Source organism: Actinoplanes sp. NPDC051861, assembly GCF_040681145.1.
GTDB lineage: Bacteria > Actinomycetota > Actinomycetes > Mycobacteriales > Micromonosporaceae > Actinoplanes.
Window position 1 is genome coordinate 56,797 of sequence record NZ_JBFAYE010000022.1, and the last position, 18,968, is coordinate 75,764.

Sequence of the window (18,968 nt, forward strand, 5' to 3'; positions counted from 1 at the left end):
CGGACCGGCGTGAGAGGGTGGGGCGGTGAGCGTCTTCGATGAGGTGGCCGCCGAGTACGACAACGTCGGTGTGGATTTCGTGGGGCCGATGGGTGTGGCCCTCGCCTCCGCGGCCGGTATCCGGGCCGGGGATCGGGTGCTCGATGTGGGGTGCGGGCGCGGCGCGGTGCTCTTCCCCGCGGCGGAGGCGGTCGGGCCAACGGGACACGTGACCGGGATTGATCTGGCGCCCGCGATGATCGAGCTGACCCGGAAGGATGTCGCGCACCTGCCCCAGGTGCGGGTCGCGGTCGGGGACGCGCAGACGCCTGACTTTCCCGCCGAGAGCTTCGACGTGGTGACGGCGGGGCTGCTGCTCTTCTTCCTGCCCGATCCGGCGGGTGCGCTCTCGGCGTACCGTAAGCTCCTGCGACCTGGTGGAACGCTTGCCTTGAGCAGTTTCGCCCAGATTGACCCGAGCTATCGGGCGGCGATGCAGGCGGTGGCGCGGCACGCGATCGACCCACCACCGGCGCCGGTGCTCGCGGGGATGTTCGACGACGCGGACCGGTTGCGCGAGGCGGTCGAAAGAGCCGGCTTCAACGGTACGAAAATCGAGCGCTTGACCGTGAAGAGTCAGTTCCGCGATCTGGATCATTTCATCACCTGGGTCGGATCGCATGCCGGCCGTGGCGTGCTGAACCGGGTCCCGGGAGAGCGGCTCCCCGGACTGAAGGACGAGCTCGCGACGATCCTGCCGGAACCGCCGGAGATCAGCACGACGATCTTCGTGACGGTGGCGCACCGGATTCGAAACGCCTTCTGAGCCGGCGCACAGCTTCCGCACAAGCCGGTGCCTTTCTCTTGTCCCCATGACCGAGATTGTCCTGTCGCGCCGCGCGTTCGGCGCCGCCCTCGCCGGCGTATTCGGAGTGGCACTGCTGGGCGCGTGCGGCGATGACAAGAAAAGCGCCGCGCTGTTCGACGACAGCGCGGTGCACGACATCGGGGTCGCCTTCGAGAAGGCCGACTACGACGCGATGATCGCCACGTATCTGGACAAGGGTGACAAGGACTGGATCGAGGCCACGGTCACGATCGACGGCAGCGCCTACGCGAAAGCGGGGCTGCGGCTGAAAGGCAATTCTTCGCTGCGGGAGGTGAGCAAGGACTCCGACGCGCGGGATCTGCCCTGGCTCGTACGCCTGGACAAATACACCGAAGGGCAGTCGCATCAGGGGTATGCCGAGTTCGTGGTGCGCTCGAACCGGTCGCAGTCGGCGCTGAACGAGGCGGTCGCGCTGGATCTGCTCGGAGTGGCCGGGCTCGCGACCCAGAAGGCAGTACCGGCGCGGTTCGGGGTGAACGGCGGTGACGACGTGCTGCGGCTGGTCATCGAGAACCCGGGCGACAAATGGGATGCCGACCATTTCCCCTCCCCCGGCATCCTCTACAAGGCCGAGGCGGACGGTGACTACAGCTATCGGGGTGCGGACGCGGCGAGTTATGCGGACGTGTTCGATCAGGAGACCGGTGGTGATTCGCCGAACCTGGCGCCGCTGATCGCGTTCCTCCAGTTCATCAACTCCTCGGATGACGCCACGTTCGGCGCCGATCTCGGGAAGCACCTCGATGTGGCGGCGTTCGCGACGTATCTGGCGTTCGAGGAACTGGTGGCGAACAGCGACGACATCGACGGGCCGGGGAACAACTCGTATCTGCGGTACACCACTGATTCGGGGATCTTCACGGTTGTCGCGTGGGATCACAATCTGGCGTTCGGAGGGATGGGTGGAGGAGGTGGGCCGGGTGGGCCCGGCGGCGGGGCGCCCGGCGTCGCACCCAGCGGCGCTGCCCGCGTCGCACCCAGCGGCGCGCCCGATGGGGCGGAGGGTCAGGGCGCCGGGAGGGGTGGCCGGAACGGCGGGCCCGGCGGGCGCAGCAACATCCTCGTCCAGCGTTTTCAGGCCGACACGACCTTCAAGGCCGCCTACGAGAAGGCCCGGACCGATCTGAAGGCCGAGCTCTACACGAGCGGCCGTGCCGCCACTCTGCTCTCCGCCCGCGCCGAGACCCTCAAGGACCAGGCATCCGACCTGGTCAGCACCGACACCGTCACCGACGAGGCCGCAAAGATCGAGACCTACTTCTCCCAGGGCTGACGGACAGGAAGAGCCCGGCGGGGTCACCGCCGGGCTCCCCTGTGGGGTCGGGTGGAAAGAATCAGGCGAATCGGTCGGCGATCCAGTCGGCGACCAGCTCGATGGACTCGAAGACGGCGCCGTCGTGGTTGGCGCCCTCGATCGGTACGAACGTCACCGGCTGGTTGTAGTCCTCCTCGAGCTGCGGCACCAGCATCTCGTCGGAGAGGAAGAACGGGACGGCCTCGTCCTCGGTGCCGTGGACGATCAGCACGGGCGCGCTCGGCGAGGTCTGGCCGGGGTTGGCGTAGACGCGCAGCCGGTTGGTCACCGAGGGCGGCACGACACCGCCGACGACCAGCTGCGAGGCGGTGAGCGACTCGTAGGCGGCGAGGATCTCGAAGAGGCACCCGCTCTGCAGCACGGCGGTACGGGAGCGGGCGGGACCAGCCAGAACGGCGTTCGGGTTGAAGGTCGGGTCGACAGCCTGGAGTCCGTAAAGGGCCATCACGAGGTAACCCTGGCCGGGCGTGCCGGGGATCAGCGGTGCCAGGAAGTCGGCGTTGGAGAGCGGGGCGAGGCTGGACGTGCCGCGCAGCACCAGGTTGCCGTCGTAGGCCGGCGCCAGCTGACTCGCGAAGAGCGCTCCCTGACCGCCCTGGGAGTGGCCGTCGACGACGTACTGGGTGGTGAGGGCGGCGTCGAGGTTGCGGGCCGCCTTGACGCTGTCGATGATCGAGCGGCCCTCGCTCGCACCGACCAGGTACGGGTGCGCCTGCGGGGTGCCGAGCCCGGGATAGTCGGGTGCCGCCACGGTCCAGCCGCGGTCGAGCAGCTCCGCGATGGCCTCACGTGCCTCTTGCCAGAAGACGGGAAGATTGTTCGACGGCGCGCACTGGTCGGCCAGACCGGTCGTGCCGTGCGCCCACGCGACGGTCTTGTTCTTCTTGTTGTTCTTTGGCGTAATGATCAAACCGGTCGCGGTGATCAATCCACCATTGATGTTCGTGGTGACGTATTGTACGCGCTTCCCCGTGGCCAGCGCGGTCAACTCGGGCGGCAGAGTCGCGGTGGTCGAACTCAGCACGAAGCCTGGCAACGACGCCGCGTTCGCAGCGGTGCTGGTGGCAGCCACTGTGCCGGCCACGGTCAGCAGCACGGCCAGTAACACCCTCGAGATCGTTTTCACTGGCACCCCTTTTTCGATGGTGATCGTCGTGGGGGTCAGCCTAAAACTGATCGCGACTCTGCGTATCCGTATCCAGGTACACAGATGCGTGGCCACCAATCCGATGTGCACTCACCGTTTGCGCCAAAAAGAAGATCCAATTAATGGACCCTTTATTCAGACTCCACTGGGGAAGGTCTCCGGCTCGCGGAGGTTGACGCGCAGTGTGTGGAGTGGACGCACGGGGTGGCTCTGCTCGAACCAGAGGAGCGCGTCGTACCGCCGGCCCACGATGGACGGCACGTAGTTGGCCCACCGCTCGCGGTCCGGCCGGTACACGACACCGACCGCCCGGTGCGGCAGCTCGGTGGTGAGCAGGTCCGGCCCGTCCGGCCCGGCCGGGAAGACCATCAGCGCGCACTCCGGCGCGGTGAACCGCAGGATCTCCTCGAGCGAGCCGCCTCGGGCCGGCGGCACCGCCATCACCTCCATCGGCGCACCCCAGGACGGCCCGGCGACCACACTGCCCCGGTACGTGGCGAAACCGACCAGCAGCACCTCGTCGTCACCGAACCGCTCCCGGGCCAGCTGTCCGAGGGTGATCTCGCCGTAATCGGTCATGTCGGTCGCGCGGGCGTCACCGACATGCGTGTTGTGTGCCCAGACGACGGCTTTCGAGCCGGGGCCGTACCGGTCGAGCAGGCGCGCCAAGGTCTGGTCCATGTGCCGGTCGCGGATGTTCCAGGCGTCCGGCCCGCCGCGCACCATGTTCCGGTAATAGCCCTCGGCACCGGCCACCGCCTCGGCGTTCTGCCACACACCGAAGTCGCTGTCCTTCACCGCGGCCACCATGGCCGTCACCCTGTCCTGGCACGCGCCGGGGCCCAGCTGAGTGGCCCATCCGTACGCGTTCGGGTCCTCGGCGTAGGGCTCGAAGCATTTGTAGGCGTCCAGCGCGGCCGGCACCAGCTCGGGTTCGTGCTCGCGCAGCCAGGTGAGGATCTCCCGCATCGACTCCCAGAGCGAGTACACGTCGAGCCCGTGGAAGCCGGCCGGGCGGTCCCGTCCGGCGTTGTACCCGGCCAGCCAGCGCGTGAAGTCGACGGTCTCCTCGTTCGCCCACATCCAGGTGGGCCAACGGTCGTAACGGACCAGCGCGTCACGCGGGTCGGTCGCGCCCCGGACCGCGCTGTCGACGCGCTGGCAGTCGGGCCAGTCGCCCTCGACCGCGACGAAGTCGAAGCCCCGCTCGGCGAGGAGCCGCCGGGTCAACCGGTCACGCCAGTGGTAGAACTCGTGCGTACCGTGAGTGGCCTCGCCGATCAGAACAACGCGCGCGCCGGCTGCCCGGTCCAGGAGGATCTCCAGGTCACCGGGGTCCCGCAGCGGCCGCGCGAGGGATGCCACCTCGTCCCCGTAGCGGATCATCCTGCTCTGGTACCCGGGGTGGGTTGCCCCATACGTCAGACTTCGAGTATGGGACGACCTTCTCTGTTCGAAGCGGCCGGCGGCGCACCGGCGATGCTGGCGCTGGCGGCGGACTTCCACCGGCGGTGCCTCGAGGATCCGGTGCTGGAGCATCCGTTCTCGCACACCGGGAATCCGGATCATGTGCAGCGGCTGGCTGATTACTGGGGTGAGGTGTGGGGCGGGCCGCCGGTCTACTCGTCGTCGTTCGGCGGGCACGGGGCGATGCTGCGGATACACGCGAATCAGATGGACGAGGAGGATCCGTTCTCGCCCCGGTTCATCTCGTGCTTCAACGAGGCAGTTGCTGCCACTTTGCCGGATATTCCGGATTTGCGCCGGGCGCTTGACGCTTACATTCGGGCGGCGACGAACGAAGTATCCGGATATTTTCCGTTGAAGGCGGTGGTTCCGGTCAATCCGTCGATGCCGCGGTGGGGATGGGAAGGAGCTCCAGCGTCGCCGCCAGCTGAGAGTGCACCGGCGCCGGCAGATCCCCGGGACTGAACCACCCGAGCTCGTCGAACTTGTGCGGCTCCCCGATCCGCGCCGCCTCCGGATCGACACGGACGGCGAAGACGATAGCCACCCAGTGCGACTCCGGCCGGATGACGTTCCGTACGCCCAGCTGTGTGATCTCCCGGGGCGTCACCGAATACTCCTCCGCCACCTCACGGCGGACCGCGTCCTCGAAACTCTCCCCGAACTCGAGCGCCCCCGCACCGCAGTCCCACGCACCCGGCTCGTCCCGCGCCGCCCGAGAGCGCCGCGCGAGCAGGATCCGCCCCGCACCGTCATGACACACGAACACGCACGAGACCGACGGCTTCCTCACACGCGAAATGCTACTGTCGGCCAATCCATCGATGCGCTTCGATTGGAGAAGCCGTGAAGCGACGTGTCTTCATGACCGCCCCCGCCGTGGCCACGCTGGCACCCTCCCTCGACACCCCGCCCGCGTTCGAGGGCCCATCGGTCGTGGAGGGCAACCTGCCCGTCTTCGCCCCGGCCCTGCGCGACGAGCTCGACTTCCCCCTGGCGTGGCGCGGACAGCACGGCGGCTTCGGCGTCTGGAGACAGCGCGCCCGGTCGAAGGTGCTGGAGTCGCTGCTGCAACCGGCCGACCGTACCCCGTTCCAGGTCGAGGTGATCGACACACAGCCCGGCCCGTCCTTCGACCGCCGGCAGATCGTCTTCAACGTCACGCGGCACAGCCGGGTTCGCGCGCTTCTGCTCGTACCCCATGGCCCCGGACCCTTCCCCGCCGCGCTGCTCCTGCACGACCACGGCGCGAAGTACGACATCGGCAAGGAGAAACTGATCTCCCCCTGGTACGACCCGGCCCGCCTGGAGTCGGCCACCGCCTGGTCCACCCGCTACTTCGGCGGTCGCTTCCTCGGCGACTCCCTGGCAGCCCGCGGATACGTGGTGCTGGCGGTCGACGCCCTGGGCTGGGGAGACCGGGGCGGCCTGACCTATGAGGCGCAGCAGGCCCTGGCCTCCAACATGCTCCACCTGGGTTCCTCACTGTCCGGCCTGATGGCCCACGAGGACGTACGAGCCGCCGCGATGCTGGCCGCCCGCCCCGAGGTGGACCGTAGCCGGGTGGCGGCAGTCGGCTTCTCCATGGGCGGCTATCGCGCCTGGCAGGTGGCCGCCCTCTCCGACCACATCGCCGCCACCGTCTCGGTCTGCTGGATGACCGGCCTGCGCGAGATGATGGTCCCGGGCAACAACACGCTCCGCGGCCAGTCCGCGTTCTACATGATGCATCCAGGCCTTTACCGCCACCTGGACATCCCGGACGTGGCTTCGATAGCGGCCCCGCGCCCCATGATGGTCCTGAACGGCGAGACGGATCCGCTGTTCACTCCGGCTGGGACAGCGGCAGCCCACGCCCGCATGCGCACCGTGTGGAACTCCCAGCACGCCGGCCATCGCCTGCACACCCGGATCTGGCCGGGCCTGGGCCACACCTTCACCCCGGAGCAACAGGACGCCGCCTTCTCCTGGCTGGACGGATGGCTGTCGCGTCGTTGACCGAGCCGGCGCTCCGATCGGCCACAATGTGCTGGTGGACGAACGCGTCGACCCGCACGCCGACATAGACCTGCGGAATGCCCAGGGCGTCATCGTCGGCGACCACGCCACGATGCATCTCCATCTCGACGGCCGGCGCCCCGGGTGGTGGACCCGTTCGGGATACATCAAACAGGTCACGGCCATCGCTCCCGGCGGCGGCGAGCCGGGCGCCCTGCGAGAGCGCGACGCCGAGCTGGCGGAGCTGGCCTCCTTCTGCGCGGGCGAGGGCAAGTACCTCTGGTGGATGGCGGCGCCCTGGGCGGGCAAGTCCGCGCTGCTGTCGACATTCGTCCTGCATCCGCCGCCGAACGTGGAGGTCGTCTCCTTCTTCATCACCGCGCGGCTCGCGCACCAGTCCGACAGCACCGCGTTCACCGAGATGCTCATCGACCAGCTGTCGGCGATCCTCGGCGAGAGCGTTCCGGGCTCACTGACGCCCGCCCGCGCCGACACGTACCGGCACGCGTTGCTGACCGCCGCGGCGAAAAAGGTCCGGGAGGAGGGGCGGCGGCTGTTGCTGGTCGTCGACGGGCTGGACGAGGACCGCAGCCACCAGTCAGCCACCGAGATCCCGAGTATCGCGTCGTTACTCCCCCGGATCTGCGAGTACGGGATGCAGGTCGTGGTGGCCAGCCGCCCCGGTCCCGAGCTCCCGTCTGACGTGCCCGCCGGTCACCCGTTGCGGGCAGGCTGTCAGATCCGGAAGCTGACCACCTCGCCGTACGCGGTCGAGGTCGCCGAGCGCGCCCAGCAGGAGCTGCTCGTCCTGCTGAACGGGGACAAGCTGCACCGGCAGACGCTCGGTCTGATCACGGCGTGCGGCGGCGGCCTCACCCTGGCCGAGCTTGAGGAGCTCACCCGTAAGCCGCCGTACCGGCTGAAGCGGTTGCTCGGCGGCGTGTTCGGCCGCACCGTGATCGAGCGGGCCGACGGCGAGGAGCGGCGGTTGTACCTGTTCGCCCACGAGACATTGCGGGAGTCGGCCACCGCGAGCCTGGGCAACTCCCTGGACGCCTTTCGCGTCCGTATCCACGACTGGGCGGACAGCTACCGGCCCGCCTGGCCGAAGAACACCCCGCAATACCTCCTGCGCGGTTACGTCCGCATGCTCGCCGACGAGGGTGACACCGACCGGCTCACCGTCCTCGCCATCGACGCCGTCCGGCACGACCGGATGCTCAACCTGTCGGGCGGGGACGCCGCCGCGCTCTCCGAGATCCGCACCTGCCAGGGCCTGATCCTCGCCCGGGAGGACATCGGCGACCGCGACCTGTACCGGCTGCTCCAACTCTCCTATCACCGTGATCAGCTGGAGAGCCGGAACAGCAACATCCCCGCCGACCTGCCGGTCGTCTGGGCCGAGCTGGGGCAGCCGACCCGGGCCGAGGCTCTGGCCCGGAGCATCACCGACGAGTCCCAGCAGGTGCGGGCGCTCGCCGGCCTGGCCGGTGTGGCGGCCGGCGCCGGCGATCTGCAGCAGGCGATGACCGTCGCCGGCGGCATCACCGACGTCTCCGCTCGGGCGGCCGTCGTGACAGATCTCGTCCACGCCGCAGCGGCCGCCGGAGACCTGCGGTGGGCGGCGGACACGGCGGCCGGCGCCGACCCGCCCCTGCCGGCGAGCACGCTGACCGAGCTGGTCCGCGCCGCCGCGGCAACCGGCGATCTCCAACTGGCCCTGGTGATCACCCACAGCATCACCGACGCCTACCGGCGCACGGAAAGCCTCACCGATCTCGTCCACACCGCCGTCTCGCTCGGTGACACCGTTCGCGCGACCGAACTCGCCGAGGCGGCCCTGCACACCGCCACCGGCATCCTCGAACTGCCCTTGCGGGCACAGAAACTCGCCGACCTGGTGCGCGCGGTCGGGCGTACCGGTGACGCACGACAGGTGACAGCTTGCGCCGATGCCGCCGAAGGCGCCGCGAAGGGTATTCCGGATAAACCGGACCAGGACAAGTCCCGGGCGGCGATCGCACGCGCGGTGGCGGCGGCCGGCCAGAAGGGGCGCGCCGAACAGATCGCGCTGAGCATCGAGGACGAGGAAGTGCGGGAACAGACCCGGTCCCACCTCGCGGGCGAGGGCACCGGGGCCGACGAACGGACAACGACCGGCCGGCAGGCCGCCCTGCGGCTCGCCCGGGACATCAAGGATCCCCGGTTGCGGGCCCGGGTGCTCCACCCGCACCAGAACCTGCCGATGGCCACCGGGCATGTCCCACCGCCCGCCCCTACGGCCACGCAGACGGCGGCCAGGACTGTCGAGATCCTCCTGCGACCGGTGTCGGCCCTGGCCGAGGCCGCCGTCCTGGTGGCCGACGCCATCCTGGACACGGCCCGGCACCCCGAGTTGGCTCGCGTCACCGGCCGGTTGACCGGTGCCGCAGCGGCGATCGACAGCGGCCACATCATGAGTCCGGCGTTCGCCGCGCCGCTCGCCGCGAACGCTGCCAACGATCCGTCGCGGCAGGCGCGGACACTGACCGATCTGGTCCGCGCCCTGCTGGGCGCCGACGTGTTGCGACCGGCCCGGGCGCTCGCCGTGGCCGCGCGGCGCATCGCCCGGCTGGTGAGTCACCCGGACCGGCCGTCGCTGGAGCTGGAACAACAGGCAACCGCGCTGCGTGCGGCGGCGACCTCGCTCCAGACCGCCGCGGATCGATGGCGGGCCGCGGACTTCACCGAGGCCGCCGAGCGGGCCATCGCCGGGATCAAGGAACCGGTGGAGCGGACCGGGACATTGACCGCCACGGCACGTGCGCTGGCCATCGCCGGCGACCGCCGGCAGGCCCTGGGCCTGACCGCCGCGGCCAGGACCGCGGCGGCAACCGTCCCCGACTTCGACAAGAGGGAGACCGCGCTGGCCGGGGTCGCGTCCGCGATCGCCGACATGGGCGACCTCGCCGGGGCGGTGGAGATCGCTCGGGAGATCACTCAATGGCGGACGCGGGACGCCGCACTGGCCGGCCTGGCATCCCGTGCGGCGGCCGCCGACGACCTGGATCTGGCCGTGCGGGCGGCACAGGCCATGAGCGAGCCGGCACGCCGCACTCAGACACTGGCCACGCTCGCCCAGAACGCGGGCGACTCGGGGGAACGCGACCGGGCCGTCCGGATCGCGCAGGACATCGACGACCCGTCACGCGTCGCCGAGGTCCTGACCGGTCTGGCCGGTGCCGCGGCACGTGACGGTGACATGAAACAGGGCGTCGAGCTCGCCGGCGCCGCCGAGCAGACGGCGCGCAGCATCGTCGACCGGTTCCGGGAGGCGCGGGCCTTCACCGGCCTGGCTCGCGCGACGGCGGCCGCTGGTGACCGCCACCGCGCCGCCGATCTGGCCGACCTCGCCGAACAGACGGCATGCGCGATCGCGGACCCGTACCGGCAGGCAGCGGCACTCACCGCACTTTCCCTGGCAATGGCCGAGACCGGCGACCTCGAACGGGCCACACGGGTGGCAGAGGCCATCGCCCAGCAGTCGGAGCAGGCGCTGGCGCTGACCGAGCTGGCCCGGGACGTCGCGACGGACGGCGACCCGGAGCGTGCCGAGCGGATCGCGCTCGGCATCACCGACACGCGCCGCCGCGAGGAGACACTGGCCAGGCTGGCGACCGCGGTGGCCACCGGCGGCGACATGCCGAGCGCCGTCCGGATCGCCGGCGGGATCACCGAACCGGCTCGGCACGCGTCGACGCTGACCGACCTGGCCGGCATCGCGGCCCTCCGGGGCGACCCCGGCCAGGCCGCCGCGCTGTTCGACGCCACGGTCCACCTCGCTCGCCACATCACCGACGCCTACCGGCAGACGCAGATGCTCGCCATGCTGGCGGGCGCGGTTGCGGGCTCGGGTGACACCGAGCGTGCGGTACGCATCGCCGACGCCATGACCGACGCCTCACGGCGAGCACACACGCTCCGGGACTTCGCCCACTTCGAGGCCGTCGCCGGTGACATGGAACGCGCCGTGCTGATCGCGGCCGGCATTCCCGATCCCTCGCGCCGGGCGCAGACGCTGGTCGACCTGGCACGAATCCTTACGGCCGCCGGCCGGCCGGACCGCGCCGAGCAGATCGCCCGCGACCTTTCCGACGGGAACCTGCGCACGCAGACCCTTGCCGAGATCGCCAGTGCGCGGTCACGGCCGACGTCCTTCGCCGGATCCGCCGAGCAGACGGCCCGCGGCATCACGGACCGCCAGCTGCAGAAGTGCGCGCTGGCCGGCCTGGCCGTGAAGGTGGCCGGTGCCGGCGACCTGGCGCACGCCTCCGACATCGCGCAGCGGATCAACGATCCCATGGCGCGGAGCCGAGCTCTGGCCGATCTGGCACGCCGGGTGGCCGACGACGGCGACCTGCACGCGGCGGCGCAGTTCGCGGCGCGGATCAGCGACGTCACGCGGCAGAGCGAGGAACTGGCTCAGCTGGCGCACCGCGTGGCCGGTTCCGGCGACGTGCCGGGAGCCGCGCGGATCGCGGCCCGGATCGACGACCGGGTACGGCAGGGCCGGGAGGTCACCGACCTCGCGCAGCGCGAGCTGGACGCCGGCCGGCTGGACCAGGCGGTGACCATCGCGGCCTGCGCCGCCGACCCGGACCGGCAGGCCAGCGCGCTCACCGGGCTGGCCGCGACCGCCGGAAATGTGGAGCAGGCAGTGCGTATCACCGACCGCATCCCCGATCCGGCCCGTCGCGCGACGGCGCTGATCGAGCTGGCCGGCGGCCGGCCCGCCTTCCTGGCCGCCGCCGAGCGGGCTGCCGCGTCCATCGAGGAAGCTTCCGACAAGGCACTCTGCCTCGCGAGCCTGGCGGGCCGTCTCGCGGCGAACGGCGACGCGCGGGCCCCGATGGTGGCCGCAACGGCCAGGCGGGTTGCCGACGACATCGCCGACGCGTCGGAACAGGCGCGGACGCTGGCCGCGATGGCGCAGGTGCCCGGTCTGCCGAACGCCGCCCGGTTGATCGGCGACGCGCTGGTCATGGCGTCGTGGCAGGTCTCGTTGCCGGCGCTCGCGACCGCTTACCCGAAGCTCCTGCGCGAGTTCGCGAACCACGGCGTGACGTCACGCTGAGAGGTCACGACGCGGCGGCCACGACATCCGGAACTCGACGGGAGCAGCAGGCCATGATGTCCGACGGGCGCGCTGCCAATATGCACGTGTCGTCGTCCGGGTTGGAGCGTCTCAACCGCCCCAGCAACTCCGCCAGCGGCTGCTCCGGCGCCGCCCGCACCGCCGCGTCCACCGTGGCCATCACCGCGTCCATCCCCACGTCCAGGCTCCGCCGCCGATGCTCCACCAGCCCATCGGTGTAGAGCAGGAGCACATCCCCCGGACGAAACGTCGTCACCGCGTCCGCATACGTCGCGTCGTCCACCACTCCCAGCATCGGGCCCGCCGGGCGCACGAGTGGAGCCGTCCGCCCGCCCCGGCTCATCAACGGCGGCGGATGCCCAGCCTGCGCCCACAGCAGTTCACCGCGCTGCGGATCGAACCGGGCGATCACCGCCGTGGCCGACAGCTCCGGCTTCTCCCTCTCCAGCTCGCACGTCAGCCGGTTCAGATGCTTCAACAGGGTGCTCGGATCGCTGGTCAACGTCGTCAACGCCCGCAGCGCGTGCCGCAACTGCGCCATCGTCGTCGCCGCCTGAATGCCGTGCCCGGCCACATCCCCGACGGCCAGGAGCACCGAGCCGTCCCGCAGAGCCGCCGCGTGATACCAGTCCCCGCCGACGAACGCGTCGTCCCCCGCCGGCAGATACCGGACCGCCGCCTTCAAACCGGGCAGGTCCAGCGGCCGGTCCGGGATCGGCAGGATGATCCGCTGCAGGCGTGCCGCCTGGTCGTGCTCAGCGGCCAGGTTGCGCTCCACCTCGGCCAGTCGCTCCGCGCCGGCCTGCTGTTCGGTGACGTCCTGCACGATGCCGTAGATCCGCAGCGGGCGCCCCTCCGCGTCACGAACCGCGTCGGCCACCGTACGCAAATGCTTCACCCGCCCGCTGATCCGGACCCGGGTGACCAGGTCCACGCGTTCGGCGCGCCGGAAGGCCTCGGTCGCGGCCGCCCGCAGCGGCTGGTCGTCCGCGATCGCGATCTCCTCGGCCTCGTCCTGGCCGATCGGGCCGAGGGACGGGTCGCGCTCGTATATCCGGTACAGCTGCGGCGACCAGTAGATCTCGCCGCTGACCAGGTCCCACTCACCCCAGCCGAGCCGGCCCAGCTCCTCCATCCCGTCGAGCCGGTCGAGTCGGCGCTCGGGGTCGTCGCGGCGTTCCCAGGTGAACAGCAGGCCGGCGCCGAGCGGCCGGGCCCGGATGATGAACTCGCCCTCACCGGACCGCACCGGGCCCAGGTCGGCGGGCTCGCCGGTGTCCAGCACGCGCTGATAGACCTGCCAGCGTTCCGCGGTGAGGACCTCGGGATAGTGGCGGCTGACCGGGTGCCCGATGAGCCGGCTGCCACGCTTGCCGTCCGGGGTGACCGCCGACGGGCTCGCCGCCGCCCACACCAGATCGGTCAGCCGCCCGGACGTATCCCGCTCGACCGTGAAATATCCGGCCATGCCGGGAATCGCGTCGAGGACACGCTGGACGGTGACCAGCCACGGGCTCAGCTCCGGCCCGGCGGAGTCGCCCTCGGCGAGCGCGGAGGCCACCAACTGCGGCAGTGTCTCGGTCGGACCGTCGGCGCTCTCCAGGAACCGGATGACGCGCCGGGCCACGTCGGTGACGTCACGCTCCTGCGCGGTCGCCATCTTCAGCAGGTGCCGGTGCGCGTCGGTGAGCCGGCAGCGGGCCTGCCCGGCGAGCAGCCCGACGGCACGGTCCACAGTCGCGCGTGCGGCGTACGCCGGCTCCTCGTCCACACCGGGCCGCATGCTGCTCAGCGCCTGCGTGTGAGCCTGACCTGACACCAGCGACCTCCCCGAGTCCTTCCCGGGTTCCTGCTTACGCCAGCCCACACCGGTGCGACATCCCCCGTTCATCCGGGCAGGCGCCCTGCCTGCGGTGTCACCCGGCGCGGGTCACCCGGTAGGGCGTCAGACTTTCGGGGAGCGGTCAGAGCTCGAAGAGGTCGCGGACGGCGTCGGTGAGCCGGGCCATGCTCGCGCCGGTGACCATTCCGATCCGCTCGGCACCGGTCGAGGCGGGCAGCCGCCGCATCCGGTTGACCACGACCACGCCGGTGATCGGGTCCTGCTCGGTCAGCGCGACCGCGTACGGCGGCAACTCGGTCACCCCGCGCTGCCGCACGATGGGCGCGCAGATCGGCGAGGCGTTGCCGCGTTCGTTGTAGCTGTCCGCCGAGAGCACGAGAACGCGGTACCGCAGGTCGGCCCGGTCGCCGATGGTCCAGATCTCCCCGCGCCGCATCAGCACGATCCGGAGGTGGAAGCTGTCCCGGTCGGCATGGCACGAAGCGTACCGTTGCGCGGATCTACGCCGTGGCCGCCCCGCCCGCGCGTCGCGTGGGAGGCTGGGCCAGAAAGCTCACCACGTGGACATGATCGAACTCCCGGGCCGCGTATCCCGTAGAAATGACCGCGGGGCCCGTAACGGGTCGGTAACGAGGAAGGACGTACGAATGTCGCAGAAGGCGCAGATCGGTGTCACCGGCCTGGCGGTGATGGGCCGTAACCTGGCTCGCAACTTCGCCCGGCACGGACACACCGTCGCGTTGCACAACCGGTCCTACGGCCGCACCAAGGAGCTGGTCGAGGAGTTCGGTCACGAGGGCACGTTCCTGCCCGCCGAGACCCCCGAGCAGTTCGTGGCGAGCCTGGAGCGCCCGCGCCGTGTGGTCATCATGGTCAAGGCCGGCCCGGCCACCGACGCCGTGATCGACGAGTTCGCCCCGCTGCTCGAAGAGGGCGACATGCTGATCGACGCCGGCAACGCACACTACGCGGACACGCGGCGCCGGGAGGCCGCGCTCAAGGCGAAGGGCCTGCACTTCGTCGGCGCCGGCGTCTCCGGCGGTGAGGAGGGCGCGCTGCACGGCCCGAGCATCATGCCCGGCGGCCCGAAGGAGTCCTACGACGCGCTCGGCCCGCTGCTGGAGGACATCGCCGCCAAGGTCGACGGGGAGCCGTGCTGCGTGCACGTCGGCCCGGACGGCGCGGGTCACTTCGTGAAGATGGTGCACAACGGCATCGAGTACGCCGACATGCAGCTCATCGCCGAGGCCTACGACCTGCTGCGCCACGTCGGCGGTCACGAGCCGGCCGCGATCGCCGACATCTTCAAGGGCTGGAACGAGGGCCGCCTCGGGTCGTACCTCATCGAGATCACCGCCGAGGTCCTCAAGCAGGTCGACGCCGCCACCGGCAAGCCGTTCGTGGACGTCGTGGTCGACCAGGCCGAGCAGAAGGGCACCGGCCGCTGGACCGTCCAGGCCGCCCTCGACCTGGGCGTCCCGGTCTCCGGCATCGCCGAGTCGGTCTTCGCCCGCGCTCTCTCCGGCGGCGCCGACGTCCGCAAGGCCGCCGCCGACGCGGGCCTGCCGGGCCCGTCTGCCACCGGAGCCGCGCACGCCGGCGACCTGGTCGCCGACGTCGAGCAGGCCCTGTTCGCCTCCAAGATCGTGGCCTACGCGCAGGGCTTCCAGCAGATCCAGGCGGCCAGCGCGGAATACGGCTGGGACATCGACCCGGGCGCGATGGCCAAGATCTGGCGGGCCGGCTGCATCATCCGGGCCAAGTTCCTGGACTTCATCAAGCAGGCCTACGACAAGCAGCCCGCGCTGCCCACGCTGCTGGTGGACCAGTACTTCCTGGACGCCGTCAGCGGCGCGCAGGACGCCTGGCGCCGGGTCGTCGTGACGGCCACCCAGCAGGGCATTCCCGCGCCCGGCTTCACGTCGGCGCTGGCCTACTACGACGGCCTGCGCGCGAAGCGTCTCCCCGCCGCCCTCATCCAGGGCCAGCGTGACTTCTTCGGCGCGCACACGTACCACCGGGTGGACAAGGACGGTTCCTTCCACACCCTCTGGGCCACCGACGACCGCAACGAGATCGACGCCTGACAGCCGCCGAGAGACCGCCTGCCGGGTCAAGGCAGGCGGTCTCCTCAAGCTTCTTATTTCGTACGCGCACCGCCAGGTCCCGTGGCTACCCCGCGACCCGGCCGCCACTCCCGGCCCGTGCCGCGACCGCCGGGCGTGAGTGCGCCCCACAGCGTGTGACTTTCAGCCTCTCTCCGCACCCGAAAGCCACACGCAAACTTCAGCGGTTCGCGAGCGCCTTGAGCAGCGCCTCGGCCGCAGCCGCACCGGAGGACGGGTTCTGACCGGTGATCAGGTTGCCGTCGGTCACCACGAACGACTGCCAGGCCGGACCCGACTCGTATACCGCCCCCGCGCCGCGCAGCCGCTTCTCCAGCAGCCACGGCGCGTTCGCCGCCAGCCCGACCTGCTCCTCCTCGGCATCGGTAAACGCGGTCAGGCGCCGCCCCGCGAACAGCCACTTCTCCGCGTCACCGGCCGCCAGGAAGGCAGCCGGCCCGTGGCACAACGACGCCACGATCTTGCGGTCGTCCGGGAGCATCCGGCCGAGGATCCGGGCGATGTCGGGGTTGACCGCGAGATCCTGCATCGGGCCGTGGCCGCCGGGGATCAGCACGGCGTCGTAGTCCTCCGGGTCGACGTCCTCGAGCCGCACCGGCCGCTCCAGCAGGCCCTTGACCTCCTCGAGGTACGCACGGAAGCCGGCCGCGGTCGCCTCGTCGATGCCGCTCCGCGGGTCCAGGCTGAGCTCGTCGGCCACCGGCACCCGGCCCCCGGGCGTGGCGACAGTGATGTCCAGCCCGGCCGCGGCGAGGATCCGGTGCGGTACGACGAATTCCTCAGCCCAGAACCCGGTCGGGCGCTGCGTGCCGTCCAGCTGACTCCAGAAGCGCGCTCCCGATAGCACCAACAGCAGCTTGCTCATTTCGTTCTCCTCGCATGTTCGGCGATTGCCGTGGTCGAAGTTATTCGCAAACACACTTTGCTGCAAACTCCTGAGGGCTTCGTCACGAGGCTGGGCAGACCGCTCAGTCGTGGGTACCGTTGCGCGTGAAGCGAGATCACCAATAACTCGGGGAGGCGCCGTGTCGGCTGAGTGCGCGACGTCCGACCTGCTGCTGGCACTGGTCAACACCCGTCCCAGCGACAACGGGCGGGTCGAGCGGTTCGACGGCGTGCCCGGTCTCCAGGCGTGGCTCACCGACGTGGGCCTGGCCGTGGCGGAGCCGGTCACGGGTGCCGACGTGGTCGCGGCCCGCGAGCTGCGTGACGCGTTCTCGTCCCTCTTCCGCGCACACTGCGGCTGCGAGGACGCCCCGGTCGAGACGGCCGAGCGCTACCTGCACGCCGTCGCCGCGCGATACCCGCTGGTCCTGCGCGTGACGGCCGAAGGCGTGACCGCCGAGGCGTCACAGACCGGCGTGCCCGGCGCGTTCGGCACGCTGCTGGCCGCCGCCGCCGATCTCTCCGCCCGAGGTGCCTGGCCGAGGCTCAAGCTGTGCAAGAACCCGTCGTGCTACGCCGGCTTCTTCGACAAGACCAAGAACCAGTCCGGTCAGTTCTGCGGCTCCGCCTGCGGCTCCCAGGTCTCCATGCGCGCCTACCGAAGCCGGCAGCGCACCACGCCCACCCCGACCACCCCGACCACCGTGTGAAGTTCAGCCTCCATACGCACCCCAACTCCACACTCGTCAGGCGGGTGTCTCCGCCTCTCTGGGGTCCGCCTCCGACTCGGGGGTGGACTCGGCCAAGCGGTTGCTCAGGCGGCGGTAGGGGGCGCTGACCAATGCGACGCCGGTGGCGACCACGCCGATGATCCCGGTGATGACGAAGACCAGGGCCATCCCCCGGTCCGCGCCCGTGCCGAACCACGGGCCGATGACCCGCGCGCCCGCGCCGTCGGTCATGAACGGGATGAAGAAGAACTGGGTGATCGGCGAGATCAGGAACGCGGTCAGCGGGGACGCCGCCTGTTCCGCGCTCTGGGCGAGGCCGAAGACCCGGCCCTGCCGCTCGTACGGCACCACGCGCTGCAGGATCGTCTGCTCGGTCGCCTCCGCGTACGGCATCAGCACCATGTAGAGGTACATGCCGACGGCCATCGGGACGATCGACGCCCACAGCGGGAACACGATGATGACCACCCAGAGCACCACGTTGATCAGCAGGAGCAGGCGGACCGGTTTGCTGCCGAGGCCGGTGCGCGACACCAGGAGGCCGCCGACGATGAAGCCGGTGCTCAGCACGCCCCACAGCAGTCCCCACGCCTGCACCGACACGAGCGACAGCCCGTACGCGTCGGCGAGTGCCATGAACACGCCGCCGAGGAAGTTGTTGAACGTGCTGAACAGGATCAGCGCCGTCAGGCCGGGCACGCCCGCGATGATTCGCAGCGTCCCGCGAAGGTCGACGCCGGGTACGCCGCCCTCCTCGGTGTGCACGATCTCGCGTTCCGGGATGTCGACCATCGCCAGGTGGACGAGGGCGAGCCCGAGCACGACGAGCGCCAGCAGCAGCACCGAGCGCATCCCGTCGAACGCCACCAGCACACCGCTGATCACCGAGGTGACCAGGAAGGTGGTGCCGGAGACCGTGCCCACGAGACCGTTGGCCCGGTCCCGGGTGTCCGCCTCGATCAGCAGCGTGACGAGCGTGGGCAGCGCGATGGTGCGGATGTTGCCGGCGATCACACCGAACATCAGCAACAGCACGAACGCCCAGAGCAGCGCGCTGGACGGGTTGTGGAACTCGTCGCCGGGCACGGCCAGGTAGAGCGCGAAGGCCGCCGCGTACAGCACCAGCGAGGCGAACGCCGATCCCTGCAGGGCGGCCTTCTTGCGGTGCCCGTCGACGATGCTGCCGAACCAGATGCCGGTGAGCGCGGTCAGCACCAGGAAGATGCCCGAGATCACACCGGTGGCGAACACCGAGCGGGTCTGCAGGAACACCCAGAACGTGACCGCGAACCACACCGTGAAGTTGATGACCGACACCAGCAGGGTGTTACCGAGCAGCTGATAGAAGGTGCGCACGTTACCCCGTATGACGGACATGCCGGCCACCGTACGACCTCAACGGCTCTTGAGGTCCACCCGTTTTCCAGGAATCAGGGCAGGCGGACCGGGTGCCA

At 70.4% G+C, this 18,968-nt stretch carries 14 protein-coding genes; 7 read left to right on the forward strand and 7 right to left on the reverse strand.

Annotation, left to right across the window (positions count from 1 at the left end; all coding sequences use genetic code 11):
- Positions 1-43: 43 nt before the first annotated feature.
- Positions 44-805: a methyltransferase domain-containing protein gene (locus tag AB0M02_RS37760; protein ID WP_364236117.1), complete on the forward strand. Its 762-nt coding sequence runs from the start codon at positions 44-46 to the stop codon at positions 803-805.
- Between the two features lie 46 nt (positions 806-851).
- On the forward strand, positions 852-2,141 hold the full coding sequence (locus AB0M02_RS37765) for a CotH kinase family protein (protein ID WP_364236120.1): 1,290 nt from the start codon (positions 852-854) through the stop codon (positions 2,139-2,141).
- Between the two features lie 61 nt (positions 2,142-2,202).
- Here the strand turns inward: AB0M02_RS37765 and AB0M02_RS37770 are convergent, their stop codons facing one another.
- Together AB0M02_RS37770 and AB0M02_RS37775 are read right to left on the reverse strand one after the other, a co-directional pair.
- On the reverse strand, positions 2,203-3,291 hold the full coding sequence (locus AB0M02_RS37770) for an alpha/beta fold hydrolase (RefSeq protein ID WP_364236122.1): 1,089 nt from the start codon (positions 3,289-3,291) through the stop codon (positions 2,203-2,205).
- 174 nt (positions 3,292-3,465) lie between these two features.
- Positions 3,466-4,716 (reverse strand): erythromycin esterase family protein, encoded by a 1,251-nt coding sequence (locus AB0M02_RS37775; protein ID WP_364236124.1) that lies wholly within the window; start codon positions 4,714-4,716, stop codon positions 3,466-3,468.
- 48 nt (positions 4,717-4,764) lie between these two features.
- On the opposite strand from AB0M02_RS37775, the gene AB0M02_RS37780 reads away from it, so the two are divergent.
- Positions 4,765-5,262: an oxidoreductase gene (locus AB0M02_RS37780; protein WP_364236126.1), complete on the forward strand. Its 498-nt coding sequence runs from the start codon at positions 4,765-4,767 to the stop codon at positions 5,260-5,262.
- Here the strand turns inward: AB0M02_RS37780 and AB0M02_RS37785 are convergent.
- A complete protein-coding gene (locus AB0M02_RS37785; RefSeq protein WP_364236128.1) occupies positions 5,171-5,590 on the reverse strand; it encodes an NUDIX domain-containing protein in 420 nt (139 codons plus the stop codon). The two genes, AB0M02_RS37780 and AB0M02_RS37785, sit on opposite strands and share 92 nt — an antisense overlap.
- A gap of 53 nt (positions 5,591-5,643) precedes the next feature.
- On the opposite strand from AB0M02_RS37785, the gene AB0M02_RS37790 reads away from it, so the two are divergent.
- On the forward strand, positions 5,644-6,795 hold the full coding sequence (locus tag AB0M02_RS37790) for a dienelactone hydrolase family protein (RefSeq protein ID WP_364236130.1): 1,152 nt from the start codon (positions 5,644-5,646) through the stop codon (positions 6,793-6,795).
- Positions 6,796-6,829: 34 nt separating this feature from the next.
- Complete coding sequence (locus tag AB0M02_RS37795) at positions 6,830-11,908, forward strand: hypothetical protein (RefSeq protein ID WP_364236133.1); 5,079 nt, start codon at positions 6,830-6,832, stop codon at positions 11,906-11,908.
- A 4-nt stretch (positions 11,909-11,912) separates the two neighbouring features.
- On the opposite strand, the gene AB0M02_RS37800 is transcribed toward AB0M02_RS37795, so the two are convergent.
- Both AB0M02_RS37800 and AB0M02_RS37805 read right to left on the reverse strand, forming a co-directional pair.
- The gene (locus AB0M02_RS37800; RefSeq protein WP_364236135.1) at positions 11,913-13,748 is read right to left on the reverse strand and encodes a SpoIIE family protein phosphatase; all 1,836 of its coding nucleotides are present in this window, start codon (positions 13,746-13,748) and stop codon (positions 11,913-11,915) included.
- 145 nt (positions 13,749-13,893) lie between these two features.
- Entirely contained in the window at positions 13,894-14,208 is a 315-nt protein-coding gene (locus AB0M02_RS37805) for a type II toxin-antitoxin system PemK/MazF family toxin (RefSeq protein ID WP_364236355.1), read from the reverse strand.
- 211 nt (positions 14,209-14,419) lie between these two features.
- On the opposite strand from AB0M02_RS37805, the gene gndA reads away from it, so the two are divergent.
- Positions 14,420-15,859, forward strand: coding sequence for an NADP-dependent phosphogluconate dehydrogenase (gene gndA, locus AB0M02_RS37810; protein ID WP_364236137.1), 1,440 nt, complete (start codon positions 14,420-14,422; stop codon positions 15,857-15,859).
- Positions 15,860-16,058: 199 nt separating this feature from the next.
- Here the strand turns inward: gndA and AB0M02_RS37815 are convergent, their stop codons facing one another.
- Positions 16,059-16,763 carry a type 1 glutamine amidotransferase domain-containing protein gene (locus AB0M02_RS37815; RefSeq protein ID WP_364236138.1) on the reverse strand — a complete coding sequence of 235 codons (705 nt, stop codon included), beginning with the start codon at positions 16,761-16,763 and terminating at the stop codon, positions 16,059-16,061.
- A 160-nt stretch (positions 16,764-16,923) separates the two neighbouring features.
- Between AB0M02_RS37815 and AB0M02_RS37820 the strand changes: the two genes are divergently transcribed.
- Positions 16,924-17,493: a CGNR zinc finger domain-containing protein gene (locus AB0M02_RS37820; RefSeq protein WP_364236140.1), complete on the forward strand. Its 570-nt coding sequence runs from the start codon at positions 16,924-16,926 to the stop codon at positions 17,491-17,493.
- 36 nt (positions 17,494-17,529) lie between these two features.
- Here AB0M02_RS37820 and AB0M02_RS37825 read toward each other — a convergent pair whose 3' ends face one another.
- Positions 17,530-18,891, reverse strand: a complete 1,362-nt coding sequence (locus AB0M02_RS37825; protein ID WP_364236142.1) for an MFS transporter — start codon at positions 18,889-18,891, stop codon at positions 17,530-17,532.
- Positions 18,892-18,968 lie beyond the last annotated feature (77 nt).